A 26,207-nucleotide genomic window follows, 5' to 3' on the forward strand; every position below is an offset into this window, starting at 1 on the left:
AAATCCCATTCATTTAAATCCAAGGCCATCTTTTCAATATAATTTTATTTTAACGTAAATACTCACTGAATACCTTTGTTACCTTATGTAATGTCGTCTTCCCATCCTGTAAACTAAGTTCCATCCAGCGGTAACCGCTGGATCATAGAGAGGATGAGATATTTATGAGTTTGGATAATAGAGTTTTTGCGATACAAGCTGGTCTGGACGGACGTGTAAATGCAGTTATAGATCAAACCCTTGCCGAAAAGCGTCTGATCGGCACAGTCGTCATGATATATATGGATGGTTCACCCGTGTACGTCCGAGCGGCGGGGCTGGCTGATCGAGAAGAACAACGTCCTATGCATGAGGATGCTTTATTTCGGCTTTCTTCTGTATCCAAACCGATTGTATCTACTGCGGCTTTGGTTTTGGCAGCCCAAGGATTGATTAAGCTCGATGAATCTATTGAACGCTGGTTGCCCGACTTTCGCCCCCGATTAATCAGCGGTGAGCAACCCTCCATTACAGTACGCCAATTGCTGACACATACTGCCGGGTTGACCTATGGCTTTTTAGAGGAAGAAGGCGGCGGTCCCTATCATCGTGCAGGCGTATCAGATGGCATGGATTTTTCAAATCTTACGCTGGAAGAGAACTTGCAACGTTTGGCTTCTGTGCCTCTGTTATATACACCGGGTAAAGCATGGGGATATTCGATTGCCACTGATGTGCTCGGCGCTATCATTAGCCGTGTATGTGGCACAACCCTTGATGCAGCTGTTAAAAAACTCGTTACAGAACCTCTCGGTATGCACGACACCAGTTTCGCGGTCGCGGATGCTAGACGGCTTGCGGCTCCTTATGTCAACGATATATCAGAACCCCGGCGGATGCGTAAGCTTGAGGTTGCGCAGGTTTTTGAAGGCACTGCAGGACTTCGTTTTCAGCCTGCACGAGCCTTTGATCCCACGGCTTTCCACTCTGGTGGTTCTGGTATGATTGGCAGCGCCAAAGATTTCATGCGGCTGCTGGAAACACTGCGAAACGGCGGCAATCCCTTACTTTCAGAGGAATGGGTCCGCGAAATGGGCACCATCCAGACCGGGAATCTTCCCTTGGCAGGATGGCCGGGGCGGGGCTTTGGACTAGGATTCACCGTACTCCAAAATCCCGACGAAAGCGGAACAGCAGAATCACCCGGAACGTGGCGTCTCGGAGGAGCTTACGGTCATTCGTGGTTTGTTGATCCCGCACTAAGACTCAGTGTGGTCGCCTTTACCAATACAGCATTTGAAGGGATGTCAGGTCCGTTTACAACCGAGCTTTGCCAAGCCATTTACGGTAGCTCAAACAGGGTCTAATAAAGTGGGGGTTACATGTTTATGGTCTACAGGCGAGGACAGGACAATTAACGTGGTAGAGTGCCCGTGCTTTCCACACTCATCCCCGAACTGTTCCAGCTTGAGCATAGACTCAACCATGACTTTCAGTAAGTAATTTTGCTCGCCGCTGATTCTATGACATTCAATGATTTCAGGTGCAGATTGGCAAAACTCAACAAATGAATTGCATTGATTCGTATGCACGAGCACGTGAGCCATGATCGGTTTTCCAACTTTCTCATGTGAAACTATGGCACGGTACCCGGTGATAATACCTTTATCCTCCATGCGCCGCACTCTTTCCGTTACGGCAGGCTGGGAAAGCCCAACCTCCTTTCCCAGCTCGGTCATGGAGATACGCGCCTGGTTTTGTAGACACAACAAAATTTTATGATCCACTTGATCCATCAAATCTACCTCCTTATGTCCAAGGTAATATTGCATAAATACAATTATTATTATGTATTATTTCGAATATTGCCTTATTATTTTATGATTTAATGAAATATTAGCATGCAAAATCAAGGACGTAAAGCAGGAAGAAGTGGAGAGGGAATGAAACTAATGAAATATAGTAAGCCCCTGCTTTTTATTGCGCTTGGCCTATTCGGTGTATACACGATTGAGTTCGGTGTGGTTGGTATTTTGCCGGTCATCATTGAACGTTTTCATATTACGGCAGCTCAGGCTGGGTCTCTTGTCAGTTCATTTGCATTGATCATAGCGCTGTTCGGTCCCTTCATGGTGCTATTGATGTCCAAGTTTAACCGCAAGCGAATCATGACAATGTCGTTGTTTGTTTTTGCCGTAACAAGCTTGCTGTCAGCCTATACATCCAACTTTTACCTACTATTGATTTTACGTATCATTCCGGCTCTGTTTCACCCAGTGTATTTCTCGCTTGCCTTTGTCGCCGCCACTGCGTTGTATCCCCCGGAAAAAGCAACGCAAGCTTCCGCCAAAGCCTTTCTCGGCACGAGCATGGGAATGGTACTCGGTATTCCAATTACGGCCTATATCGCCAATCAATTTTCATACGAGGCCTCCTTCTGGTTTACTGCGGTAGCGAATGGGATTGCAGGGATCGGTATTTTATTTATGCTGCCGGATACACCACAAGCAGAAAAGTTCTCCTATCGGAAGCAGCTTGGCATTTTGCGTAAAGTATCGCTGTGGCTCAATATCGGGGCGGCTACTTTTATTTTTGCAGCCATGTTCTCGGTGTATAGCTATTCTGCCGAATATTTGGGGCAAAATACAGGGATGAGCAGCAAGGTTATCAGTTTTCTGCTTATTATTTTCGGCATCGGCGGAATGCTCGGCAATCTATTGGCTGGCAAGCTCATGGGCTTGCATAAGGTACGCACCGCTCTTTTTCATCCCGTAGTCTTGGGGAGCACCTATTTGCTGTTGTACGGGATCAGCTCTTCATTTATCCCTACGCTCTTCATCATTATTGTGTGGGGGGCCGTTCATACCAGCGGACTGATTGTCGCCCAGATTTGGGTGATTGATGAGGCCAGAGAAGCTCCCGCGTTTGCCAACAGTCTTTATATCTCGTTTATTAACCTAGGGGTTTCACTGGGCTCGCTGGCAGGGGGGTGGTTTATTGCCAGAGCGGGGATACATGGGACGTTGTGGAGCGGTTTGCTGTTCGCCATGCTGGCGATGGTATGCATCGGGTCTAAGTTGATTTATCCACATATTTTGCGAAAACATAAAGGATTAGATGTGCAAAGCTAAAAAGTTGCAAGAGGGCCAAACCTGTTATCATAAAAAATCGGTTCAACACTTTGTATGGTGTTGAACCGGTTTTTGTTTAAAGATTGATTCCTGCCTGTTGGATTGGATCAGAATGAAACATGCACACTTCGTTGCGAATTGGATCAACGTATAACCACCATCCGGGAACAGCACGCTTCCGGTGGTAAACTTGTTCGTCATCAGATACAACATTAACCCGTACTGGGGCCAATTCTACTGCCAACGCCTTGCCCAAACTTTCAATCGCGCCGTTAGCCGCTCCATAGGATGACCTTCTTCGCCTGCTCCAGTTTTTCTACGGAACGCCCAGCGATCACGATGCTTGCCCCTTGCTTTGCTGCTTCTATGGCTGTTGTCAGCCCTATACCTGCACTGCCGCCAATCACTATTTTTAAGTCATACTTACTTTTTTATTCAGACGGGTTGTCCTGCACCGTGCTTTTGCGATAGGATGTCGGCGACTGGCCCGACCAGCGCTTGAACTGTCTGCTAAAATGCGCAATATCCCCATAGCCGAGCATATCGGCAATTTGTTGTACCGACCATTGCGGATCAGCCAACAGCAACTTGGCCTCATGCAGCACAAGCCCGGATAGATACACACGAGGAGATACGCCGAAAACGCTACGGAATACACGATTACAATGGGACACGCTAATACCTAGCTCGGATGAAATCCCCTCGATCCCATCCTGTTTTTCCACCGATCCGGCCTGCCCATAGGGCTGATTCACTCTGCCCTGAAGACGACTGGCAATCTGATGGGCAAGCTCTGCCTGCACATATCCACGCCCCGGCAGATGGGCCGCTTCACTGGATACAGCCTCCCACAACGTTGCGAACAGTTCAAACACAGCAGATTGAATCCGCATACGCTTTGCCACCGAATCACTACCTACTCCTATGTCTTCTGGCGTTGAAAGATCGAGCAGCTTGCTCAACGCTGGTCCCATTTGACCTGCCACGGTGCCTTCAGCTGGAAACATAACCTGCTCCAGACGACTCAGGAGCGAGAGAAACAGCTTATCATCAATGTCGAAATGCATACAAAAATACGTAAATCCTTCTCCGTTACTATGGCTCGAATGGACAATACCCGGGCGCAGCAGCACCAGATCACCCTGTCGCTGGGTATAGCTGCGACCATCCACAACCATGATCTGTTCTCCCACAAGCACGATGTTAATTTCATATTGAGGATGCTCGTGTGGCGGATAGCTCCACTCTCTTCCGACACTTCGTGTATGAATGGCAAACAAATTGACCGTGGTCCGTACATCGGGAAAAAAGAATTCCTCTCTGGCAGCTGTAAGGTCTGGATGATGGGGACGATTCGGTAACCGTGATGACGACATGTTTTCCCTCCTGGCTTACTTACATGGATATACTCCAGTATATCGCTTTCAGCGCGATTTGGATAAATAGTTGCGCGATTTGACAATGGTTCCCCGCCACATGACATGCTAGGCTCTAAGTGAAGTTAGTCAAAGTTAAACTTTATTCTGAAAGGGGTTTCATTATATGTCGAAAAATATATTTTATAACACGCAGCACGCACCTATCGGTTCCTTTTCCAGCTTTACGCTTGGGTTTAAGGGCAATCGCGGCGGACTTGGTTTGGAGCTGGGCAAGCCTGCCGATGAAAATGTATATATCGGGCTGCAATCCAGAGATGGCGGAGCATACGAGGCGCTTCCCTTTTTTGCATCCACACAGGATGAAAGTGCCCGCTATGATGTGGAGAAAAAGGGTAAACGAACGGAACCGCAGCTTATGGCCTTTGCCGATTCCGACATTACTCGTGAACTAAAAGCAGGAACGGATACATGGCAGGCTGGAGATTTGACGTTCCGGCTGTACTCTCCTGTTCGCCCGGTGCCCGAGCCGGGAAATGCGGGTATGGATGAGTTGCGGGCAGCGTTGGTCCCGGCGGTATTCGCCGAGCTAACAGTCGATAACACGCAGGGGACTGCAGCACGAAAGGCTTTTTTCGGCTATCAGGGCAGTGATCCGTATAGCGGCATACGCATTATAGGAGAAGATCCGCGCAGGGACGCTACGGATTCTACCCCATTGGAGGGAAGACTCACAGGCATCGGCCAAGGGCGCAGCACAGCCATTGTGACCAACAGCAGTGAAGCGGTACCTGCCAGCGGATTTGCAATAGAGAAGCTGCTTGGGGAGACCATGGCCGAGAATTTATCCTTTGGCCTGGGCACGACGGGTGCGCTCCTGATGGACGTTCCCGCAGGTGAGAAGCGCACATATACCTTCGCCATATGCTTCTATCGCGGCGGCATCGTAACCACAGGCATCGAAGCATCGTATTACTATACCCGGCTGTTCAAGGATATTGAAGACGCGGGGAGCTATGCATTGAAGCATTTTACAGACCTCACCGCAGCCTGTGTTCAGGCTAATCGCTGGATGGAGTCGGCCAACCTGAGCCCCGATCAGGAATTCATGCTCGCTCAGGCGATCCACAGCTACTACGGCAGCACCCAACTGCTTAGTCACCAAGCGGATGGAGAACCGATCTGGGTTGTGAACGAAGGCGAGTATCGGATGATGAATACACTCGATTTGACGGCTGATCAGCTCTACTATGAATTGATTTTAAATCCATGGACGGTACGCAACGAGCTGGAGTGGTTTGTCCAAAGGTACAGCTATCGGGATGAGGTACGCTTTCCAGGAGAGGAACAGACCTATCCGGGTGGTATCACGTTTACGCATGATATGGGGGTGGCCAACGTGTTCTCCCGGCAGGGGTACTCCTGTTATGAGCTGGCTGGGATTGACGACTGCTTCTCTTACATGAGCCACGAGGAACTGGTGAACTGGCTTTGCTGCGCCACAGTATATATCGAGCAGACACAGGACCAGTCATTTACAACACGTATGCTGCCTGTCTTGTGTGACTGCTTTGAAAGCATGCTACGGCGGGATCACCCCGACCCGGCACAACGAAACGGCTTGATGGGCTTGGACAGCTCTAGAACCCGGGGCGGCGCGGAAATTACGACCTACGACAGTCTGGACGTATCTCTGGGTCAGTCCCGCAACAACATTTATCTAGGCAGCAAATGCTGGGCGGTATATGTTGCACTGGAAAAGATATTTGCCTCAAAAGGGCTTAACTCCCTCTCACAGGAGGCTGGCTTACAGGCGGACAAATGCGCAGCAGCAATCACAGCACACATGACAGACAAGGGCTATATTCCTGCAGTTATTAAAGAAGGCAATGACTCGCAGATTATTCCTGCCATTGAGGGGCTGATCTTCCCTTACTTTACAGGATGTGAGGGTGCGCTTAAGCCTGATGGACGGTTCGGTGGATATATCCAAGCATTGCGGCGTCATTTGGAAACTGTACTGGTACCGGGAGTTTGTCTGTTTGAAGACGGAGGCTGGAAGCTGTCCTCAACCAGTAACAACTCCTGGCTGAGCAAAATCTATCTGTCGCAGTTTATTACCCGCGAGCTGCTGGAGCTGCCTTGGGAAGAAGCTGGGCAGGCCGCAGACGCTGCCCACGTCTCATGGCTCCTTCACTCTGAAGAATCCTATTGGTGCTGGAGCGATCAGATACTCTCCGGCATTGCCCACGGCAGTAAATATTATCCGCGCGGAGTTACCGCTATTTTGTGGCTGTATGAAGGCAACGGCAACCGTCTGACTCTCCCTGAGCATATGAGTCAGGATCAGGAACAACATGTCTGAGGTCAATCTTCACCTGCCCAAAAGGAGGCTCCAATATGAGCAAGCTTATGGATATGCCAAAAGAGAGCGGCTATGCGGCTTGGCTGCATTACAGCCGTAATAGTAAGGTAGAAAAGCTGCCCGCTTGGTGCAGGGTCATCGTGGTCCATGAGACAGATGAAGTGCTTCAATCGGCTGCGAGTGAGCTTCAGCACGGATTGACCTCCATGTTTGGACAACAGCCGAAGATCAGCGCCGTTCCTGTGAATGCGCCATTCATTGCGCTGGGTACGTTCCCAGCGCATCCTTTGGTCGCAGAACGATTCAGCGCAGAGGAACAGGCAGAAGTGGGCGCAGAAGGCTACCGAATTCGCGGGATAGAGATGCCAGATCCGGCATATTCAGCTTTACACGGTAACGATGAGTTCAAAGGACAGTACGTTACAGTCGCAGGACAGACCTCCAAAGGCGTATTGTACGGAGTCTTTCATCTGCTGCGCTACCTGCAAGGAGGATTAGACGGAAAACTGAAACCCGCCGCCGAGGAATCATTGCACGCTCCCCTTCTAGACCTATTGTCTAATCCAGCTAATCCCATCCGCATGATCAACCACTGGGATAACATGGATGGTAGTATTGAACGCGGGTATGCGGGTGGGTCCATTTTCTACGACAATAATGCCTTTACTGCAAATATGGAGCGCCTGCGAGACTATGCCCGTCTACTCGCTTCTGTAGGCATTCAAGCTTTATCCATTAACAATGTGAATGTCCATCAGGGAGAAACCGAGCTGATTACAGATAAATTCCTACCGGATGTGGCCAAAGTAGCTGCGGTGTTTCGCGCCTATGGCATACAGATCTACTTGAGCATTAACTATGCCAGTCCTATTCAGCTCAGCGGGTTAACCACAGCCGATCCCTTGGAATCAGCAGTAGCTGAATGGTGGCAGGCCAAAGCCCAGGAAGTTTACGCCGCCGTTCCCGATCTGGGTGGCTTTGTGGTTAAAGCCGATTCCGAAAATCGGCCTGGACCGTTCAGCTACGGGCGCCATCACGCCGATGGAGCCAATATGCTGGCAGATGCGCTACAGCCCTATGGCGGACGTGTGATTTGGCGCTGCTTTGTCTACAACTGTAAGCAGGACTGGCGCGATCGCAAGACGGATCGGGCTCGCGCAGCCTTTGACCATTTTAAACCGCTGGATGGGCTGTTCCGGGAAAATGTCATTTTACAGATCAAAAATGGTCCCATGGATTTTCAGGTGCGGGAGCCTGTCTCCCCCCTATTCGGTGCGCTGGAATCCACTCAGGTACTGCTGGAATTTCAAATTGCGCAAGAGTACACCGGCCAACAGAAGCATCTATGTTACCTTGTTCCCCAATGGAAGGAAGTATTGGATTTTGACACCTACGCCCAAGGAAAAGGCTCCACCATCAAGCGTATCGTGAGTGGCGCTCTGCATTCTCCCAAGCATACCAACTATGGAATAGCCGCTGTATCCAATATTGGCGCAGACACCAATTGGACCGGACATTTGCTCGCCCAGTCCAATCTTTATGGCTATGGTCGGTTGGCTTGGGACCCGGAGCTGTCCGCAGACGAAATCGCTGATGAGTGGGTTCGGCTGACGTTTGGCAGACAAGGGAATACCGACGGCGGCACAGATTTAATTTCTACCATTAAACAGATGCTGCTCGATTCATGGAATATCTACGAATCCTACACCGCCCCTCTCGGAGTCGGCTGGATGGTCAGTCCCGATCACCACTATGGGCCGGATGTAGACGGGTACGAATATTCTATGTGGGGCACCTACCATTTTGCTGATTGCCGGGGGATCGGGGTAGATCGCACGTCCGCAACCGGAACGGGCTATGCAGGACAATATTTTTCTCCCAATACTAATATCTACGAATCTACGGACACCTGCCCGGATGAGCTGCTTTTATTCTTTCACCATGTTCCTTATACACACTTGCTCCACTCCGGCCAAACTGTCATACAGCACATTTATGATACCCATTTTGAAGGTGCAGAACGTGCGGCCCATCTCCGAGACACATGGGTTAGTCTACGAGGGCAACTGAATGCTGCCATGTATGAACAGGTGCTGGAGCGGCTGGAGCATCAGGCTGAGCATGCCAAAGAATGGCGGGATCGGATCAATACGTATTTCTACCGTAAAAGTGGCATTCCGGACCAGAAGAATCGCCCTATTTATTAGTAAGCAACTATTAAGCAAGCTGCCTCGGCTTCCATGGAAATTAAAATTTTATAGAACAATGATAACTTAAAGATACTGATAACATCCCCACTCTTGGCAGCATCCGATTTAAAAGTATCAGATAAAAAGTGATTAGCTGTTGGAAATAGACCGTGTTTTACCTGAACTGAATCTCATATAGGGGCGACTGGTTTTGACCAAGACTCTTCAGGTTTCAAAAAGATGACTTCTGAATTCATCAGGAGTCATCTTTTTTAGTATCCATTGAGCATTATCCTAGCAGTTGCCCTTACGGGACATCGACTATTTGACTTTGAGTTTTATCAATGAGCACGTGTGCTCTGGGGGTGAGTGTAATGCATGCCTCAATGTCAGAGCTTCTGTTACACGTTCTTTGAATGACCGACTTTTAATTTTAAAACTTTAGTTGTATTTTTTAATATCACTGACACTTTCTTAATTAACAAAAGAGAATGGATGTGAGATAGTGAAAATACAATCGATAGGATTACCAAACTATAACATTAAAACTGCTACAAACAAAGAAAACAAGGGTTTAGAAATAATTCATGCTGAACAGTTCTGGAAGCGGAATATTTTTGGATCTAATGTTGTCATTGCTGTGTTGGATACCGGAATAGATATGAAGCATGAAGATCTACAAAACAACATCATTGGTGGAAGAAATTTCACTTCAGACTATGACAATGATCCGCATAACTATCAGGATGGCAATGGACATGGGACTCATGTTGCAGGAATTATTGCAGCTAACAATAAAAAATTTAACATTGGAGTTGCCCCACGAGCCAGCATTCTCATTTTAAAAACGTTAACCAATGACGGAGATGGAGATATTAATAATTTAATTGAGGCTATTTACTACTCAATATTATGGAGAGGGACCAACGGAGAAAGAGTTAACATTATGACAATGTCTTTGGGTACCAAAAAAGACAATCCTCTTCTGCATGACGCTATCCGCTATGCAGTGGGACACGGCTTGTCTATAGTCGCTGCTTCCGGAAATGATGGAAATGGGGAGAGTGATCGGGAATATAGATATCCCGGTGCTTACAATGAAGTGATAGAAGTTGGGTCTATCGGAGCAACAAAACTAATTTCAAAATTTTCCAACAAAAACGAACAACTGGACATTGTCGCTCCGGGTGAAGACATATATTCCACATTCCTTAATAATAAATATGCTTCTTTTAGTGGTACTTCTATGGCAGTCCCTTTCGTTGCTGGTGCATTAGCATTGATCATCGAAGAAGGCAGAATCCTATTCAAAAGGGATCTTACTGAACCAGAAATTTATGCTCAATTAATTAAAAGCAGTTCGCTGCTCTTTGGAAATCCAGTTATAGAAGGAAACGGAATGCTGAATTTGTTAAAGAGCTTTGGATAAGTTGATCTAAAATTAAAAACTTATCGCCTGCTAAGAAAAAACGACTCATGACCTGATTAGTGTGAAATATAGCTATAATTACAATCATACAAGAGAATCAGTTCATGAGTTGCTCTCATCACCGCAAAACTTCTGTAAAATAGTCTTATAAAAGTATGTTTCTTACAACTACTCTAAGTCTGTAATTACAAGATTCTTTAAAAGTATCTAGGCATGTTTTAAGTTCAAGTTATACACTCCGAACGTAAGACGTTAGAACACTAGTGGCTTCCAAAAAAAAGCGTCATTACTTGTTAGGAACTCCCTCCCTCAAGCAGTAGAACTCCAAGTAAAACTTATATATTCCTCTCTCGTTTTGAAATGCTCCAAATACACGAGTTCCTTTTTTAAAATGCTGTGAAACGATTCAATGCAGACATTGTCATAACAATTCCTTTTTCGGCTCATGCTGCCTTTCATGCCGTATTCCACAAGCTTTTTCTGGTGTTCCTGAGCTGCATACTGACTGCCGCGATCCGAATGGTGCAGAACTTCACTGGCAGGACGGTGAGCCTGGTAAGCACGCTCCAATGCTGAAAGGACCGGTTCCTTTGTCATTCTGGATCCCATTTGGAAGCCACAATCTGTCGGGTATACATGATCCATGACGCTAGGCAGGTAACGCCATCCTTCATCGGTGGAACTATAGGGGATATCCATCATCCATACTTCCCCCGACGTTTGAGCAGAAAACTGCTGGTTCAGGTATTTTTCATGGACGGGCATCTGATGTTTGGAATTCGTTGTCGCTTTGTATTTCTTCACGATCCTGGATTTCATACCCAGCTGCTTCAGGATCCTGGCTACAGTCTTTTCAGACACGTCAATCCCAGTTTAATGAGATAATGGTAGATTTGCTACTACCATAAAGTCGTCTGGATTGAAGAAACAACTGCCTGATTTTCTGCTCCACCTGACTTCTTCGTTTCTTTCGCCCACTTTGAGAGGATCAGTTCTGCAGCTAGGTATAGTAACCACTTCGGGAGACATCGAACCATGCGCACATCTTTGCAACTGGGCACTGGAAGCGGTATTGATGCATGCAAAGATTAGTTCCAGTATTCGGCAACCCAACAATACAACGTGTTCGCGGAAATCCCAGTTCACGTGCCACTTAGGCAACAGCTTTCCCTTCTTCTTGAATCATTGGGACGGTTTGAGCTTTGAATACTCTATCAACTTCCCATCACTAAAGTGATTGGGAATTATCCATTTCAAAAAAACGAACTCCATTCGTCTTAAATTAATAAATATTGGGTTGTTATATCTAGTACATAACTCACTTTTATAGTTGTAACAAATTAAATAGAAAGGAGAAATTAAATTATGAATGAAAAGCAAACTACTCAGACAAATGCTTCCAAGCAAGTGCAGATTCAAGCAGAAATCGGCTGTTACCAACTGCCTAAATGCTGTGGTTCCGGGCCTGACTGCCCAGCAACATTTCGCGTGTTTAACAACAAGCAGGTCTTTTATTCATGTGGCTGTTCACCTTAATGATTAGCTTTTGATAAGATTTGTGCGTTATCCGCTTTTATATTTCAAATTTAGAGGAGTGTATACAGTTATGATGAATATAATTAATGGTCGACCTATGACAATAATCGAAACAACCGATTTTTTATCAGAGCTTACAAAAAGCCCTGATTATAAGAAAATTTCAAAATTAATTGATACAGAGTATTCGAAATTTTCTCTTGAAAACCTAAAAATCAAAGCTACTTTTGTGAGTGACTTATATACAACAAACAAAAAATTAAATGTAGGGAAAATGATTTATTTCATTAGTGAAGATAAGAAATTAGTATTTCATGCTTTTGGTTATAATGAAGTTGACAGTACAGAAGTTACTTACTCCCTTGGTGTAGATATTTTAGAGGGAAACGAATTGAAACAGTTAGATGTGAAAAAAGGGAGAACTCACGTCACTAATTCACCTTATGATGGAGTTGATCTAGACGTAGATGTGGAAACTCCACCTTTTCATGACGAGGCATACACCCCCGGAGAAACTAACAGTAAAATTACTACTGCTTGGGATCCTACGGAGTTTTGTGCTCCCGGTGGTTATCAGCATTGTGGTAAAAACTGTGGATACAATATGGCTAGAGGTGGGGGCGCCCCCATTAACGAATTAGATGAATGTTGCGTAGCACATGATCGTTGCTGGGCAAATTTCGGTGAAGGTAACTGCGAATGCGATGGGATTCTCGAGAACTGCGCTCGCAGATATAGAACTCAATATTATATTATAGCTAATGCCATTATCATTTATTTCGAAGGATGCTAATAGATAATACTTAAAAATGTATAAATATATTCACTTCTTAAAATAGTACTATCCCCTTCAAGTAGACACTCAAAAAAACCTTATGTCACATGAGGAAAGAGTAAACTTGAAGGGGATATTTCCATATAGAAAGGGTAATTTCTTTTTCATAAGGAGCAGAACAAGAAACCGTTCTATAGGCTTATAAACTACTATTTGAAAACGATAATATTAAGACGACTTACGATAAATATGTTTGTACTGACTAGGAACATGAAGCCTTAAGCAGAATGAATTCTTTCAGCGGAATAAAAGCAGGTACCTTTCCCTACTATTTATTTTGAGCCTCACGCTGATCTTTATATTTTTTTTAAAAGATTCCCTTACAGCTTGGCTCACGTACCCCTTTACAAAGACCCTAGATTCAATACGCTCGCTCTAGCTCCTGTGTTTAATTTCCATACTGCTAGCACTCGTCTACTCACAGATACAGCTTGTCGCGAGACTCCCATTCCCCGTGTCTAAATTCTAGTCAAATTCCGCTACTTCGCGTTTTTCATTGCTTATGATAAATGGACAGCAGGGCATTTGGCGACAGTGGAAATTAGCCTCTAATAAAAATCACCTTCATCACCGAATACTCCAAATTACAAATTAATATATGACGGATTGTAATTATGAAGTGCGACACCTACTGGAATAAATGGCCCATGGCCTGACGCTCTAGCGCAAGCTGTATGACTGGTGTGTTGACGAGTGTCTCCTTAGATGCTAGGGCACAGAGGCAAACGGAAACAACCGACAGAGAAACGTGGGAAGTTTGGGATAGGAAGTCAATTCAGGAGCGCGTCAAAGAAGTATGCTCTTGGGAACCTTTCGTACTGGGAACTGGATACGGTAATACCCAGTCGTGGGAAAAGTAAAAACTACTTAGCTACCTTCATCAAACTGAAGATGCGTCTGTAAACCGCGATAAAAGTGCCGGATCTCATAGGCCTTGTCCATGGAGATTACCTTTGGCGTAGTCGCTTTCTAGTACTCTTCCGGAACGTTTCAAAGCGTTACGGCTACTTCCCCCCCTCGGGGAAAAGGGTTTTGCTTGTTACGCGAGCCTCGAAGCGATCCACCACCTCAGATCTATTTCAGACCCTTACACTTCATGGCAACAAGTATCTACCGAGAACGCAAACGGTTTGTTTCAAGAGGTTTTCCCTAAAGGCGGCGACTTTACTCAAATCACGGATGAAGTACTGGCGCATGTTCTTCCTCATCAACCACCTCCCCGACAATGTCTGGACTGGAAAATCACTCACGAACGATTTACAGAGGATCTGTTGCACTTGGCTTGACAATCCGTCATTTAATCATTGTTATCTTTCTTCACTCTTACCGTTTAAGGAATTCAAATTGAGCTATTTCGATTGTGCTATGATGAAGGAGTTAATAAATCGAGATTCATCTGCACAAATGTATTTTGGTAACTATATTACACATGATCAGACCATAAGCTGAATATTTATTTCTTTGGGACCGTCACAATAATCGGTATGTAAATAAATTTAAAATCCATCAGTAAATTATTATTTACTGCAACTTTTCCCTGTCTTCATTCGTGGTTGTAGTGAAAGGAGGAAAGAATGAACCTAGAAACTCTTTACTCCAGCTACTTTAACGACTTGTATAGATACCTGCTTTCCCTCTCCTGTAATCATTTCATTGCAGAGGAACTAGTCCAAGAAACTTTCTTTAGAGCCTTTTTACATCTTGAGGATAATGAAATTGGAAATATTAAGGCTTGGTTATTTAAAGTTGGATACCATGCATTTATTGATTTCACACGACGAAAAAACAAAAAAAATGCGCTTATTGAAGAAATCCAGGGACTAGAATTATTGGATAACAATACTCCGGAAAATCAGTTCATAGAGCGTGATCAATTAAGGCAGTTAATACAATCAATTCATACTCTACCCGAAAAAGAATCCCAAGCCATCCTTTTATGTGATTTACATCAACTCAAAATGCACGAAGCAGCTGAGGTGTTGGGGTTAAATCTTAATACTTTAAAAAGTCATATTTATCGTGGGAGGAAAAAGTTAAAAACCATTCTTGAAAAGAGGGGCATACTACATGAAGAAGGATAACGATAACGAACAATTTCTCGATAAAAAAAGTATTAATAGTAATTTAACACCTAAAGAAGATCAAGAGGGGACTAATGATGAATACAATAAGTTGTTTAAAAAAGCTAATTTAGATCTAGGGACCACTTTACACTTTGAAGAAAAAGGTTCAAAGGGCATTATAAAATTAGCAAAATACCAAGCAAAGATAAGTACAATCCTCATTGTTCTAACCATTTTACTTTTAATTGTACCTGTTCTAACACTTTGTTCCTATTTATATTACGGAACAGGGAACCGAGCTAACGACTTACTAGACACCACTAAGAATTTAATCTACGTAACTGAACCTAACACAATGCTAGAAGAAGGGTTTGATACTAGAATTGGTTTTTTTTCTATGGATGCGAATTTTAACACTTTAAAACGTGTTGGGAAGCAAAGTCTTAATTCTGAGGCAATCAAAGTGCATTACACAATGAAACAATTTTCTGCTGTGGAACGGCAATCTAAAACAAGTATACCTGTATCTGAGTCAAATAAGAATCATTTCATTTTCCCGAGTAACAACCTGAATTTTGATAAAAATAAGGAGTGGGAGGTTTTAAACGGTTTGCCTTCTGGGTCTGTCGCCGAATTGTACATTTCTTTCGATGATTTGTACTCTCCCCAAGAAGTGGAACACAAGCTCCCCAAAAGTATTGATACTCTGTGGCTTGCAGTAAACTCAGGAGTGGAAAACTCACAAAATAGTGAACAAATAATTCCTTTGGGGTACCCTACGCATTCTGATACCAATTTATTTTCTCCATTTTTCGGAGCTAAGGTTGCTGAACAAGGAATCCAACCTATATTTCTTAAAATTGTCGAACAGTTGGCTCAGCGACAAAAGCTAATATCAACTTTTCCAAACTACCAGAATACATCTTTCTCTAAACGTTTGGATTATATAAAGAAAAATGGAATACTCACTTATGGAGTCGTCGTTACAGGGCCATCTGAAGAACTAAAAAAACTTAAAAGTAATAAAATGGTGCGCACAATAAAAGTTGGGGAGGTAGAGTTATGGAATTGGCATTCATAAAAAATAAAAAGGGAACCCTTTTACACCCTATAACAGGAATGATATCTTTCTTGTGCGGTATTTTCTCATTAGTTGAATTGAATATTAACTATTTATTTCTCTCTTCTTTTTTTCTTCCTCAAGCACTATATAGCATACCAGTACTAGGAATTTTTTCGGGAATTGTAGCACTATTTACAAGGCGATCTAAAATGTATGCATGGTGGGGGATTGGACTGAATATTTTTGTGCTCCTCTTCTCTTTCGTGATAATAATACTCGCTTGGTCAATTAATCCCAAACCATGATAAAACGGCGGTAAATGATTCACATTTTATAGATGGTTTTAAGTCGCCTCTTTCCAGAATAATTATGTTATATTTAACATGAATTAAAAAATAATTTTGGTTTTATATACCAGTTATTCAACAGATTTGGTTTATTATTAAACCATAATGCGAATGAATTGATATATACATCACGCTATTTACTAACTTAACTCGCATTCAAACAAAACTAAATAACCAGTCGCCGATAGATTTCAGGCGACTGGTCGCTTAATTGCAATATGTTTTGATATCCCACTCTCACAAGACAGTCCCGGCTTACAGCACCAGACTTAATTTTCTGTCTCTTCATTTTTTTTGTTTACAAATTCCCAAAAACCAGGCACTGATTTCAAATCATATCTATAGATTGCCTCGATTAATTTTAAGCTTACTTCTTGTCTTAAGTCATTACGATCTTGAGGTTTTGTCTGTGTAAGAGATTTTTGAATTTTGGGATTGAATTTATCAATAATAGTTGCTATTGCTCGTGCGTCTCTTTGTTGTGCTTTCTTAATTAGATCGATAAAAGAGTTCACTGCTTCTCTCCCCTTTATATAACGAATTGCTCGCTCTATTTTTCCCGAGAGTATTGAGGATTGATGCCTTGATCATATAGATTGGACTGATACTGTTCTTTTATAAGATTGCAGTGTTCTACTTTGAGCAATCTCCCCCTATTTCGCGAATATATTTAGGGAACTTTTTGATTGCAGCACTATATATTAATCCATTTTACGCCAAAAAATCTCTGAGTTTTTTTAATGCTCTAGTTCTTGTTTTTGAAACGGCCTGCTGTGATACGTTATTATTTTTAGCAATTTCAGTGTCCGAACAATTCATAACATATGAAGCGCTCAAAATACTTTTTTCTTTTTCCGTTAATAAACTTATCGCTTTATGTAGCTTTGAACTCGTTACCACATCTTCTATCTTAGCTGTTCGCTTATCCTTCAAGAATTCATATTGTGTACATATATCCTTAAAAAGATTGTGTGAATCCTCTTCCGGTATTAACACGTTTCTTTTTCGGATTCTTCTTTGTTTCTTGTCAAAATCTATCGAAGCATAATGTATCAAGGATGATATATAGGTTGTAAAACGAAGTTCTAAAAAGAATTGTTTGAATTTTTCATCTAGTTCCTTATTATTAGCATCAGATGGAAACATAATACTTTCCTTGAATAAAGCATAGTGCTCTGGATCATTCAAAAACTCATTTATAATTTTTTTTCTTGAAAGAATGCTAACAATTTCAGTAAAATTTAGTATATAAGAGTTCATAATTTCCCTCCTAAATAAACAGTATGTTTAATCAAAGTGATACAACTTGGCGAAACCACAACCATAAATGTCTAAAAGGATGTTTTTTTAAAAAAATTGTTAAAAAACCTTGTGAAAGGCTTTAGTATTGAGATATTTGAGAGAGTCAAGAAGACAGACTGAAAGTGGTCTGAAAAAAACTTTTCGCACACCCCCAATCAATAAAATGACGTAAAAAGGTTTAGTTATTCTACACGGCTGCTAATATTACAATTTAGTATTTAATTGGTATATATAAAAATACATAATAAGAATACATAAAAAATAGAAATTTAAAATCTTTGAATATTTATCACTTGTGATTAACAGGTTTTGAATAAAATGTTTATGAGCGTTAGCTCTTTGAGAAATGAAAAAAGCCGCTTCCAAAGAGGAAGCGGAGTTTTGCTATATGATTTAAGCTTAACTTACAAGTACTACTACTCAGTTAGATCATGTCCCTTTTTCCCTTCCTAATACCGCTTAATTAAATCCTATAATCAGGGCAGCAGGCTCGGTGGTAATGCTTTAAAAGTTGCCGTCTCGCTTCTCTAACACTATTGTGTCCCATCCGTTTAATTTATACTTTAAAAGTTTAACTCATATAATTTTAATTCACATGTTTGTTTACTTGACAAAGGAAAGGAGCACTAATCCGTACAATGTTCAGGATTAAAGTTACAACCACAAATTGTGACACCTACTTTATCGTAGCAAGCGGATTCAATTTTTTTAAGATGATAAGCATATTTCTCACATATCTCCTGGTAAAATAAAATATCACTAGGATTTTCAGTTTCTTCTATTTTCTTACTTAGTTTCAATAGTTCAATTTTAAAATTATGATGTCTTGATCTCCAAGCATGCAATTCTTCCAACAGGATCGCCTCCAAATTTTTTATATTTAATAAAGTGAGGCTGTGGACTGATAGAACAACCCAAAAAATAGAATTTATTTTTGGGTTGTTCTTTTTAAAACTACTATCACTTTACTTTTCAAACACCAATTAAGTTTGGGGGTATAGCCAAGAGGCTAAGGCAAAGGTCTGCAAAACCTTCATCCCCGGTTCAAGTCCGGGTACCCCCTTGCTAATTTAATTTGATGGGAGAGAAAGGTAAATGTTAAAAGAGGTACTTATCTACACAAAGCCAAATTGTATATTTTGCCAAAAAATTAAGGAGTGGATGGAGGAAAACAAGATCAATTTTACTGACATTGATATTACCAATATAAATGATCTCAAGTTACTTCGTGAAATTAAAGGCGTACCCTACACAATCATAAAGAGATCTGGCAAAGAAACAGTTATCTGCGGATTCAATCCAAACAAGCTTAGGGAGACGCTTCTATAATTTCAAAATCTCTTCTGAAGGGAAGATATCTATGAGTGTAGAGGCAATGATTTCATTAATTACAAATGTTGGATTTCCCGTTTCGCTATGTTTTATTCTTCTTTGGTACATTTTGAAGACTCTAGGAGAAAAATTAGATAAGTTAGACAACTCAATGAATCAGCTTAATGCTACAATTAAAAGGATTAGCCTATTAAGAAACTCTAAAAATGAATCTGATTCAAAAAAAAATTCACTTGTGTGATAACAGCATCCTAATGGAAGATCATATAGACACGTTCCAAGTAAGCTATTTCTGTTAGAATGGGTGTAAATTATATTCAATTTCACATAAATATACTCCACGTTAGTGAACACACCTCTTTGGACAGATTCGTGGAAAATGTGGAAAATTCACTTGTCTCAAAGACATCTAAATCAGTCTGCGAGATCAACTGAATGGTGCCCATGTATGAACAGGTGCTGGAGCGGCTGGAGCATCAGGCAGAGCATGCCAAAGAATGGCGGGATCGGATCAATACGTATTTATTTCTACCGTAAAATCGGCATTGCCGACCAGAAGGATCGTCCTATTTATTAGTAAGCAACTATTAAGCAAGCTGTCTCGGCAATACTTTCATATAGAATGGAACAAAGCTTCTCTACGCTTAGTTCACTTTCTCCTATACTGGCATTGGCTATCCGCACATCACTAAAAGGCATGCGTCTTACTCAGACCTATGCCTTATTTTTTTGCCTGGAAACTTTTAAACACACGGTTGCTTACGTAAAATGTCATATTTGTCCACTCTGAGTGTGCAATAAATTCTTCTTTTTATGCAACCGCTTGCTTTATACTGTTTTTGTAGACGTTTACAAAAGTTTGTCGAATTAGACTATGCTTTGGGGAGGATGATCGGTTTGACCTTGTATCGAAGTCTATGGAACAAAGGGTGCCTGATTCTGCTAAGCCTTGTACTATCTCTGACCGCCTTCATTGGCTCACCCTCCAATACGGCGAGCGCCGCGGTTGCTGATGATTTTCAAGCTTCTGTCATGGGACCGTTGGCGAAAATTAATGACTGGGGTGCCTTCAAAAAGCAACTGCAAACACTGAAAAGTAACGGTGTTTATGCTATTACCACCGACGTCTGGTGGGGCCATGTGGAGAGCGCAGGAGATAACCAGTTCGATTGGAGCTACTACAAGACCTATGCAGATGCCGTGAAAGAAGTGGGATTGAAGTGGGTTCCTATTATCTCTACGCATAAGTGTGGGGGAAATGTGGGGGATGATTGCAACATCCCGCTGCCAAGCTGGCTGTCGAGCAAGGGCAGTGCAGATGAAATGCAGTTCAAGGACGAAAGCGGTTTTGCCAATAACGAAGCCCTCTCTCCATTATGGAGCGGGACTGGTAAACAATATGACGAGCTGTATGCCTCATTTGCTCAAACCTTTGCTAGCTACAAAAGCATCATTCCCAAAATTTATTTAAGCGGTGGGCCCTCTGGAGAATTGCGATATCCTTCATACTATCCGTCAGCGGGATGGAGTTATCCTGCACGGGGCAAATTCCAAGCCTACACTGAAACAGCTAAAAGTGCGTTCCGCACGGCCATGAATGAAAAGTATGGATCAATGGACAAGATTAATGCAGCATGGGGCACCAAGCTGAGCAGCCTTAGCCAAATCAATCCGCCGACCGATGGGGACGGATTTTACACGAATGGCGGGTATAATTCCACGTATGGGAAGGATTTTTTGTCGTGGTACCAAAGCGTGCTTGAGAAGCATCTGGGCGTCATCGGAGCTGCTGCACACAAAAACTTCGATTCTGTGTTCGGTGTCCGTATCGGAGCCAAGATTTCCGGTCTGCACTGGCAGATGAACAATCCTGCCATGCCTCACAGCACAGAGCAAGCAGGTGGATATTATGATTACAACCGTCTCATTCAGAAATTCAAGGATGCCGATCTAGACTTGACATTTACTTGCCTGGAGATGAGTGACAGTGGCACAGCACCGAATTATTCGTTGCCGTCCACCCTGGTTGATACCGTCTCCTCCATCGCGAATGCCAAGGGTGTTCGCCTGAATGGTGAAAATGCACTCCCGACAGGCGGCAGCGGCTTCCAAAAAATCGAGGAGAAAATCACGAAGTTCGGTTATCACGGGTTTACGTTATTGCGCATCAACAATCTCGTCAACAATGATGGCTCACCAACCGGTGAGTTGAGTGGATTCAAACAGTATATCGTAAACAAGGCCAAGCCCGGCGATAACGGTGGCGGTACAGGCAACAAAGTAACGATATACTACAAAAAAGGCTTCAACTCACCTTACATTCACTACCGTCCGGATGGCGGAAGCTGGACTGCTGCGCCTGGTGTGAAAATGCAGGATGCCGAAATTAGCGGCTATGCCAAAATTACCGTCGATATCGGGTCTGCCTCCCAATTGGAAGCCGCTTTTAACGACGGTAATAACAGCTGGGACAGCAACAACACCAAAAACTACTCCTTCAGCACGGGCACTTCTACTTACACGCCCGGTAACAGCGGCAATGCGGGAACGATCACATCAGGCGCTCCAGCGGGCACGATTCCCGGGGATGGCGGCGGTACAACTAACAAGGTAACGGTATACTACAAAAAAGGCTTTAACTCGCCTTACATTCACTACCGCCCGGCTGGTGGAAACTGGACTGCCGTACCCGGTGTGAAAATGCAGGATGCCGAGATTAGCGGCTATGCTAAAATTACCGTCGATATCGCTTCTGCCTCCCAATTGGAAGCCGCTTTTAACGACGGCAATAACAGCTGGGACAGCAACAACACAAAAAACTACCTTTTCAGCACGGGAATTTCTACCTACACACCCGGCTCTAACGGAGCCGCAGGAACTATTCGAACGGGGGCACCTTCGGGGAGCATCCTCAGCGTAGGGACTTCCACCTACACAACCAACCTCAACGAAGTTGCAGGACCTATCCAAACAGTGGAACTTTCGGGTGCATCCTTAAATGTAGGCACTTCTACGTACGTACCCAACTCTAACGGGGTTGAAGTAACTATTCAAACGGAGGCGCCTTCGGGCGCCTTCACTCCTATAGATCTGAATACCCTCTCCAAGCCCACTCCCCTCAACACAGACTGGAGCAAACAGAGCATTTATTTTATCATGACAGACCGATTTAGCAACGGAGATCCATCCAACGATAATTACGGTGGTTTCAATTCCAACAACAGCGATCAGCGCAAGTGGCATGGTGGCGATTTTCAAGGTATTATTAACCAACTCGACTACATTAAAAATATGGGGTTTACCGCCATCTGGATTACTCCGGTAACGATGCAAAAGAGCGAATACGCTTACCACGGCTATCATACGTATGATTTTTATGCGGTAGACGGACATCTTGGTACCATGGACAAGTTCAAAGAGCTGGTTGGTAAAGCACACGACAAAAATATCGCTGTTATGCTGGACGTAGTTCCCAATCACACTGGCGATTTTCAACCTGGGAACGGCATCGCCAAGGCTCCTTTTGACAAAGCGGACTGGTATCATCACAATGGCGACATCACAGGAGCAGACTACAGCTCCAACAACCAATCGAAAATCGAAAACGGTGATGTGGCTGGATTAGATGACCTGAATCAGGACAACCCCGCAACAGCAAATGAGCTCAAAAACTGGATCAAATGGCTGTTGAACGAGTCGGGGGTCGACGGACTACGGGTGGACACTGTGAAGCATGTACCCAAAGGGTTCCTGAAGGATTTTGACCAAGCGGCCAATACCTTTACCATCGGTGAGATTTTTAGTGGCGACCCCGCTTATGTGGGCGATTATACCCGATATCTCGATGCCGCGCTGGATTTTCCGATGTATTATACAATCAAGGATGTGTTCGGACACGATCAATCTATGAAGAAAATCAAGGAGCGCTACTCAGATGATCGTCACTATCGCGATGCCCAGACCAACGGGGTATTTATCGACAATCATGATGTAAAACGTTTCCTGAATGACGCCTCTGGCAAGCCGGGTGCTAACTATGACAAATGGCCTCAGCTCAAAGCTGCCTTAGGCTTTACTTTGACCTCACGCGGGATTCCTATCATCTATCAAGGCACCGAGCAAGGCTTTAGTGGCGGAGATGATCCTGCTAACCGGGAAAACGTTGTGTTTAACGCCAATCATGATCTGTATCAGTACATCGCTAAGCTGAACCGTGTGCGCAACAGCCACCCTGCCCTGCAAAACGGGAGCCAAAAGGAAAAATGGGTAGACGACTCCTTTTACAGCTTCCAGCGCTCTAAAAACGGCGACGAGGCCATCGTACTTATCAACAACTCATGGAGCAGTCAAACTCGCACGATTGGCAACTTCGACAATCTGTCCAACGGTACCCGTCTGACCAACCAACTGAGCAACGACTCCATTCAGATCAACAACGGTTCGATCACCGTGACTCTTGCTCCAAAGGAAGTTAAAATTTTCACTAAGTAACAGTCACATTCAGTCATATTCAGTTACATTGATTATTCAGATGCGCTAAAATAAGTTATAGAAGGATATGCTAAAAAAGAGCAAGGATGCTGGTAACATCCCTACTCTTGGCAACAGCCGCTTTGAAGAGCGGTCGGCTGTTCAAAGGCGATCTAAAGAGATAGACCGTTTTCCCCTTGAGCAGGGCGGTCTATTTCTTTTTGTTATACTCTACTTATTTTTCTATACGAACATAACTTCGCAACGCTAAAAAAAGTCCCAGCACAAAAATAAAGAAAATACTGATGACCCCTCCAGGAACATACGTGAATGTTCTGCCCATTTGTCCATGGGGAGAAAACAATAACGGCACTGTCCATGGATAAAAGGTATTCCCCGGTGTATTAACCAAAACAAAATTTAAGCACATAACCGTACACATCCCAATAATGGCGGGTACAAATTTTTTCCAACGAATGGCGAAGAACGTGATGATCGGGATAAGCATTGCATGCAGGACAATCATTTTAGCGAAGATCCCAAGCTGATACATAACGACTTCAAAGGTTAGCGGTCTGGCCGTAATAAACATACCCAATATCGCAGATAGCACAAATGCTAACAGCAGGCTAACAGCGATGTACATATAGATAACGAGCAGCTTGCTGAAGTAAATCCGAGTTCGGCGAACTGGGTTTGTAAACAGTGCAATATGAGTGTTCTCCTGGTATTCTCTCGCATAGATATAGCAGGTCAAAATGTAGTAGCTCATATATCCAGTTATTAAATTAATCGAGGATACCAAATCCATAAAGTATTCATTCCATCCATCACGATCCAAGGAAAGTTTAGGATTTATGGCGTAAGTACTAAAAGTCAAAAATACGGTTGCTATTAAAATAAACACACTTAGAAAAAGAATTTTAGTTCCTTTCAGCTTCAAGCACTCTGCTCTAAACAGGTCAAACATAGTAGCCCTCCTTTCAAAAAATCTTCATTTAGGCTCTTCTCTGATATGTCCATATGGATAAAAACAATCCAAGAAGAAAGATCACGGATAAGCTGAGCCATGCTATTGAAACATTGGTAGGTATAGTCGCATTTCTTTCATTAGGAGATAAGAGATAGGGCACAATCCAAGGGTACCATTCACTTTTGTATATAAAATTCAAAAATATTGCAGTACAAACTAGGAGTACAACCACCATGATGCTCTTCCAGCGTATAGCAAAAAAAGAGGCGATTGGGATTAACATCGCATGCATCACACACATTTTAGCAAACACTTGGATTTGGTATACCCAGATAGCCATCGTTAAAGGTCGATCTGTAATGGACATGCCTAATAATGCAGACAAAAACAGAACGAGAAATAAGGACACAATAATAAATCCATAAATAATGATCAATTTACTAAAATAAAATTTAATCCTGTTGACAGGCGTGGTAAACATAAACAGATGCGTGTTTTCCTGGTACTCTCTTGCAAAAATATGACCGGTTAATATGTAGTAGCTGATAAATCCGGCTGCAATATTGACCAAGGAAACAATATTTGTAAAATAGTAATTCCAACCGGAATTATCAATTGAATATCTGTAAAAAATAGCGCTCGTCGCGAATTCCAACAGCACAACAGCCAGCAATATAATATAGCTCAACAAGAAGGCTCTAGAACCTTTAAGCTTAATGAGCTCTGCTCTAATCATGTCGCCCACCCTCTCCTGAAATGAGAGACAAAAAGTACTCCTCTAGCGTCTGCTTGGAGGTGTGTATCTCATAGACTGGAAAATGATGTTCTATTAACTGTTTATTTAACGTGGCTGTATTTTCGATCGGACTATGAATTCTTAGATGTTGTGGGGATATCACATTAGATTGTAGCTGCTTCATATGTTCTTGCAGAAACGTTTGTACTGCTTCTGCATCGTCAACCTTTACATCGGTGTATTGCTCAAAACCTTCCTCCAACCGACTCAAACGATCTTCCGCTAATAGTTTTCCATTATGTATAATCCCGATGTGTGTAGCTAACTGCTGAATTTCGCTCAAGATATGACTGGAAATAAGAATCGTTTTTCCTTCTTCCTCGCACAACCGCTTCAATAGCTGACGAATTTCCTTAATTCCAGATGGGTCCAGTCCGTTCGTCGGCTCATCTAATATGAGCAACTCAGGGTCATGAACAAGCGCCCTCGCAATCCCTAATCTTTGCTTCATTCCTAGGGAAAAATCCTTAAACTTCTTCTTGCCGGTATGCTCTAATCCCACAGTAGTTAATGTTCGTTCAATTCTCCCATCATCCTGTACCCCCATGTACATACAGCAGATTCTAAGATTATCTCGCGCACTCAGATTTTCGTATAAACCTGGTATTTCAATAATCGTACCTATTTTCGAGAAAATAGAAGGGTAGTTTTTCTCCAAACGCTCACCAAACAAAAAAACCTCCCCACTTGTAGGCTCAATCAGCCTCATCAGCATGCGGATGGTAGTAGTCTTGCCAGCTCCATTTTCACCGAGGAAACCATAGATACTGCCACGCTCCACGTGTAAGGATATGTCGTCTACGGCTACAGACCCCCCAAACTGTTTGCGGAGCTTTTTCGTTTCGATAATATAATCCACTTTCAAACCTCCTAATCACTAAATAATACAAGTATACAAAATATAACCACTACTACGTGTAAGATTGCTTACACTGTACCATCTGTCCATAAAACAAAACAGGCACCTGACGAAGCGTACACTTCGTTGCAGGTGCCTTGTTTATATATAAACAACGTGGGA

The 26,207-nt window shown here is 43.2% G+C and carries 23 protein-coding genes, 1 tRNA gene and 2 pseudogenes; 15 read left to right on the plus strand and 11 right to left on the minus strand.

Features of this window, described 5'->3' with window-relative positions:
• Positions 1-164 precede the first annotated feature (164 nt).
• A complete protein-coding gene (locus tag T3H97_RS25105) occupies positions 165-1,346 on the plus strand; it encodes a serine hydrolase domain-containing protein (protein ID WP_328801214.1) in 1,182 nt (393 codons plus the stop codon).
• Here T3H97_RS25105 and T3H97_RS25110 read toward each other — a convergent pair.
• A complete protein-coding gene (locus T3H97_RS25110) occupies positions 1,332-1,775 on the minus strand; it encodes an Lrp/AsnC family transcriptional regulator (protein ID WP_328801215.1) in 444 nt (147 codons plus the stop codon). The two genes, T3H97_RS25105 and T3H97_RS25110, sit on opposite strands and share 15 nt — an antisense overlap.
• 156 nt (positions 1,776-1,931) lie before the next feature.
• Here T3H97_RS25110 and T3H97_RS25115 point away from each other — a divergent pair, with 156 nt between their 5' ends.
• The gene (locus T3H97_RS25115; protein ID WP_442955654.1) at positions 1,932-3,110 is read left to right on the plus strand and encodes an MFS transporter; all 1,179 of its coding nucleotides are present in this window, start codon (positions 1,932-1,934) and stop codon (positions 3,108-3,110) included.
• A gap of 141 nt (positions 3,111-3,251) precedes the next feature.
• Here T3H97_RS25115 and T3H97_RS26500 read toward each other — a convergent pair.
• The 3 genes and pseudogenes from T3H97_RS26500 to T3H97_RS25125 all read right to left on the minus strand — a co-directional run.
• Positions 3,252-3,399, minus strand: a pseudogene (locus tag T3H97_RS26500) (SDR family oxidoreductase); the annotation flags it as partial.
• On the minus strand, positions 3,383-3,517 hold the full coding sequence (locus tag T3H97_RS26505) for an SDR family NAD(P)-dependent oxidoreductase (protein WP_442955626.1): 135 nt from the start codon (positions 3,515-3,517) through the stop codon (positions 3,383-3,385). The pseudogene T3H97_RS26500 and the gene T3H97_RS26505, both read right to left, overlap by 17 nt.
• A 24-nt stretch (positions 3,518-3,541) precedes the next feature.
• On the minus strand, positions 3,542-4,486 hold the full coding sequence (locus T3H97_RS25125) for a helix-turn-helix domain-containing protein (RefSeq protein ID WP_103047216.1): 945 nt from the start codon (positions 4,484-4,486) through the stop codon (positions 3,542-3,544).
• 166 nt (positions 4,487-4,652) lie between these two features.
• Between T3H97_RS25125 and T3H97_RS25130 the strand changes: the two genes are divergently transcribed.
• The 3 genes from T3H97_RS25130 (at position 4,653) to T3H97_RS25140 (ending at position 10,469) form a co-directional block, all read left to right on the plus strand.
• Positions 4,653-6,851 carry a glycoside hydrolase family 52 protein gene (locus tag T3H97_RS25130; protein ID WP_328801217.1) on the plus strand — a complete coding sequence of 733 codons (2,199 nt, stop codon included), beginning with the start codon at positions 4,653-4,655 and terminating at the stop codon, positions 6,849-6,851.
• Between the two features lie 35 nt (positions 6,852-6,886).
• Positions 6,887-9,058, plus strand: coding sequence for an alpha-glucuronidase family glycosyl hydrolase (locus T3H97_RS25135; protein WP_328801218.1), 2,172 nt, complete (start codon positions 6,887-6,889; stop codon positions 9,056-9,058).
• Positions 9,059-9,545: 487 nt separating this feature from the next.
• On the plus strand, positions 9,546-10,469 hold the full coding sequence (locus T3H97_RS25140) for a S8 family peptidase (RefSeq protein WP_328801219.1): 924 nt from the start codon (positions 9,546-9,548) through the stop codon (positions 10,467-10,469).
• 309 nt (positions 10,470-10,778) lie between these two features.
• Here the strand turns inward: T3H97_RS25140 and T3H97_RS25145 are convergent, their stop codons facing one another.
• On the minus strand, positions 10,779-11,330 hold the full coding sequence (locus tag T3H97_RS25145) for an IS3 family transposase (RefSeq protein WP_328801220.1): 552 nt from the start codon (positions 11,328-11,330) through the stop codon (positions 10,779-10,781).
• 504 nt (positions 11,331-11,834) lie between these two features.
• Between T3H97_RS25145 and T3H97_RS25150 the strand changes: the two genes are divergently transcribed.
• From T3H97_RS25150 to T3H97_RS25170, 5 genes are all read left to right on the plus strand, one after another.
• Positions 11,835-12,005: a hypothetical protein gene (locus tag T3H97_RS25150; RefSeq protein WP_155252347.1), complete on the plus strand. Its 171-nt coding sequence runs from the start codon at positions 11,835-11,837 to the stop codon at positions 12,003-12,005.
• 70 nt (positions 12,006-12,075) lie between these two features.
• Positions 12,076-12,798 (plus strand): phospholipase A2 family protein, encoded by a 723-nt coding sequence (locus T3H97_RS25155; protein WP_328801221.1) that lies wholly within the window; start codon positions 12,076-12,078, stop codon positions 12,796-12,798.
• 1,616 nt (positions 12,799-14,414) lie between these two features.
• The gene (locus T3H97_RS25160) at positions 14,415-14,921 is read left to right on the plus strand and encodes a sigma-70 family RNA polymerase sigma factor (RefSeq protein ID WP_328801222.1); all 507 of its coding nucleotides are present in this window, start codon (positions 14,415-14,417) and stop codon (positions 14,919-14,921) included.
• Positions 14,908-15,984, plus strand: coding sequence for an anti-sigma factor (locus T3H97_RS25165; RefSeq protein WP_328801223.1), 1,077 nt, complete (start codon positions 14,908-14,910; stop codon positions 15,982-15,984). The genes T3H97_RS25160 and T3H97_RS25165 overlap by 14 nt, the downstream gene beginning before the upstream one ends.
• Positions 15,966-16,271 (plus strand): hypothetical protein, encoded by a 306-nt coding sequence (locus T3H97_RS25170; protein ID WP_025719399.1) that lies wholly within the window; start codon positions 15,966-15,968, stop codon positions 16,269-16,271. The genes T3H97_RS25165 and T3H97_RS25170 overlap by 19 nt, the downstream gene beginning before the upstream one ends.
• Before the next feature lie 311 nt (positions 16,272-16,582).
• Here T3H97_RS25170 and T3H97_RS25175 read toward each other — a convergent pair whose 3' ends face one another.
• From T3H97_RS25175 to T3H97_RS25185, 3 genes are all read right to left on the minus strand, one after another.
• Positions 16,583-16,828 (minus strand): helix-turn-helix domain-containing protein, encoded by a 246-nt coding sequence (locus tag T3H97_RS25175; protein ID WP_328801224.1) that lies wholly within the window; start codon positions 16,826-16,828, stop codon positions 16,583-16,585.
• Between the two features lie 196 nt (positions 16,829-17,024).
• Positions 17,025-17,573: a sigma-70 family RNA polymerase sigma factor gene (locus tag T3H97_RS25180; protein ID WP_328801225.1), complete on the minus strand. Its 549-nt coding sequence runs from the start codon at positions 17,571-17,573 to the stop codon at positions 17,025-17,027.
• Positions 17,574-18,241: 668 nt separating this feature from the next.
• On the minus strand, positions 18,242-18,469 hold the full coding sequence (locus T3H97_RS25185) for a hypothetical protein (RefSeq protein ID WP_025683859.1): 228 nt from the start codon (positions 18,467-18,469) through the stop codon (positions 18,242-18,244).
• A gap of 137 nt (positions 18,470-18,606) precedes the next feature.
• Here T3H97_RS25185 and T3H97_RS25190 point away from each other — a divergent pair.
• The 5 genes and pseudogenes from T3H97_RS25190 to T3H97_RS25205 all read left to right on the plus strand — a co-directional run bounded on the left by T3H97_RS25190 (position 18,607) and on the right by T3H97_RS25205 (position 23,438).
• Positions 18,607-18,678, plus strand: a tRNA-Cys gene (locus T3H97_RS25190).
• Between the two features lie 32 nt (positions 18,679-18,710).
• A complete protein-coding gene (locus T3H97_RS26510; protein ID WP_442955627.1) occupies positions 18,711-18,944 on the plus strand; it encodes a glutaredoxin family protein in 234 nt (77 codons plus the stop codon).
• Positions 18,945-18,975: 31 nt separating this feature from the next.
• Complete coding sequence (locus T3H97_RS25195; protein ID WP_328801226.1) at positions 18,976-19,188, plus strand: hypothetical protein; 213 nt, start codon at positions 18,976-18,978, stop codon at positions 19,186-19,188.
• 172 nt (positions 19,189-19,360) lie between these two features.
• Positions 19,361-19,524, plus strand: a pseudogene (locus tag T3H97_RS26515) (hypothetical protein); the annotation flags it as partial.
• Positions 19,525-19,844: 320 nt separating this feature from the next.
• The gene (locus tag T3H97_RS25205; protein WP_328801228.1) at positions 19,845-23,438 is read left to right on the plus strand and encodes a family 14 glycosylhydrolase; all 3,594 of its coding nucleotides are present in this window, start codon (positions 19,845-19,847) and stop codon (positions 23,436-23,438) included.
• Between the two features lie 214 nt (positions 23,439-23,652).
• Here T3H97_RS25205 and T3H97_RS25210 read toward each other — a convergent pair whose 3' ends face one another.
• The 3 genes from T3H97_RS25210 to T3H97_RS25220 are packed head-to-tail and all read right to left on the minus strand — an operon-like array spanning position 23,653 to position 26,045.
• Positions 23,653-24,387 carry an ABC transporter permease gene (locus T3H97_RS25210; protein WP_328801229.1) on the minus strand — a complete coding sequence of 245 codons (735 nt, stop codon included), beginning with the start codon at positions 24,385-24,387 and terminating at the stop codon, positions 23,653-23,655.
• Positions 24,388-24,415: 28 nt separating this feature from the next.
• A complete protein-coding gene (locus T3H97_RS25215; RefSeq protein ID WP_328801230.1) occupies positions 24,416-25,126 on the minus strand; it encodes an ABC transporter permease in 711 nt (236 codons plus the stop codon).
• A complete protein-coding gene (locus tag T3H97_RS25220) occupies positions 25,119-26,045 on the minus strand; it encodes an ABC transporter ATP-binding protein (protein ID WP_328801231.1) in 927 nt (308 codons plus the stop codon). The genes T3H97_RS25215 and T3H97_RS25220 overlap by 8 nt, the downstream gene beginning before the upstream one ends.
• Positions 26,046-26,207: the final 162 nt, after the last annotated feature.

Source organism: Paenibacillus sp. LX16 (genome assembly GCF_036252815.1).
Lineage (GTDB): Bacteria > Bacillota > Bacilli > Paenibacillales > Paenibacillaceae > Paenibacillus > Paenibacillus polymyxa_B.

Bases quoted from the DNA above. Each gene is read 5' to 3' on its own strand.
- T3H97_RS25105 (WP_328801214.1), top strand. From the start codon at position 165: ATGAGTTTGGATAATAGAGTTTTTGCGATACAAGCTGGTCTGGACGGA.
- T3H97_RS25110 (WP_328801215.1), bottom strand. From the start codon at position 1,775: ATGGATCAAGTGGATCATAAAATTTTGTTGTGTCTACAAAACCAGGCG.
- T3H97_RS25115 (WP_442955654.1), top strand. From the start codon at position 1,932: ATGAAATATAGTAAGCCCCTGCTTTTTATTGCGCTTGGCCTATTCGGT.
- T3H97_RS25125 (WP_103047216.1), bottom strand. From the start codon at position 4,486: ATGTCGTCATCACGGTTACCGAATCGTCCCCATCATCCAGACCTTACA.
- T3H97_RS25130 (WP_328801217.1), top strand. From the start codon at position 4,653: ATGTCGAAAAATATATTTTATAACACGCAGCACGCACCTATCGGTTCC.
- T3H97_RS25135 (WP_328801218.1), top strand. From the start codon at position 6,887: ATGAGCAAGCTTATGGATATGCCAAAAGAGAGCGGCTATGCGGCTTGG.
- T3H97_RS25150 (WP_155252347.1), top strand. From the start codon at position 11,835: ATGAATGAAAAGCAAACTACTCAGACAAATGCTTCCAAGCAAGTGCAG.
- T3H97_RS25155 (WP_328801221.1), top strand. From the start codon at position 12,076: ATGATGAATATAATTAATGGTCGACCTATGACAATAATCGAAACAACC.
- T3H97_RS25160 (WP_328801222.1), top strand. From the start codon at position 14,415: ATGAACCTAGAAACTCTTTACTCCAGCTACTTTAACGACTTGTATAGA.
- T3H97_RS25165 (WP_328801223.1), top strand. From the start codon at position 14,908: ATGAAGAAGGATAACGATAACGAACAATTTCTCGATAAAAAAAGTATT.
- T3H97_RS25170 (WP_025719399.1), top strand. From the start codon at position 15,966: ATGGAATTGGCATTCATAAAAAATAAAAAGGGAACCCTTTTACACCCT.
- T3H97_RS25180 (WP_328801225.1), bottom strand. From the start codon at position 17,573: ATGAACTCTTATATACTAAATTTTACTGAAATTGTTAGCATTCTTTCA.
- T3H97_RS26510 (WP_442955627.1), top strand. From the start codon at position 18,711: ATGTTAAAAGAGGTACTTATCTACACAAAGCCAAATTGTATATTTTGC.
- T3H97_RS25195 (WP_328801226.1), top strand. From the start codon at position 18,976: ATGAGTGTAGAGGCAATGATTTCATTAATTACAAATGTTGGATTTCCC.
- T3H97_RS25210 (WP_328801229.1), bottom strand. From the start codon at position 24,387: ATGTTTGACCTGTTTAGAGCAGAGTGCTTGAAGCTGAAAGGAACTAAA.
- T3H97_RS25215 (WP_328801230.1), bottom strand. From the start codon at position 25,126: ATGATTAGAGCAGAGCTCATTAAGCTTAAAGGTTCTAGAGCCTTCTTG.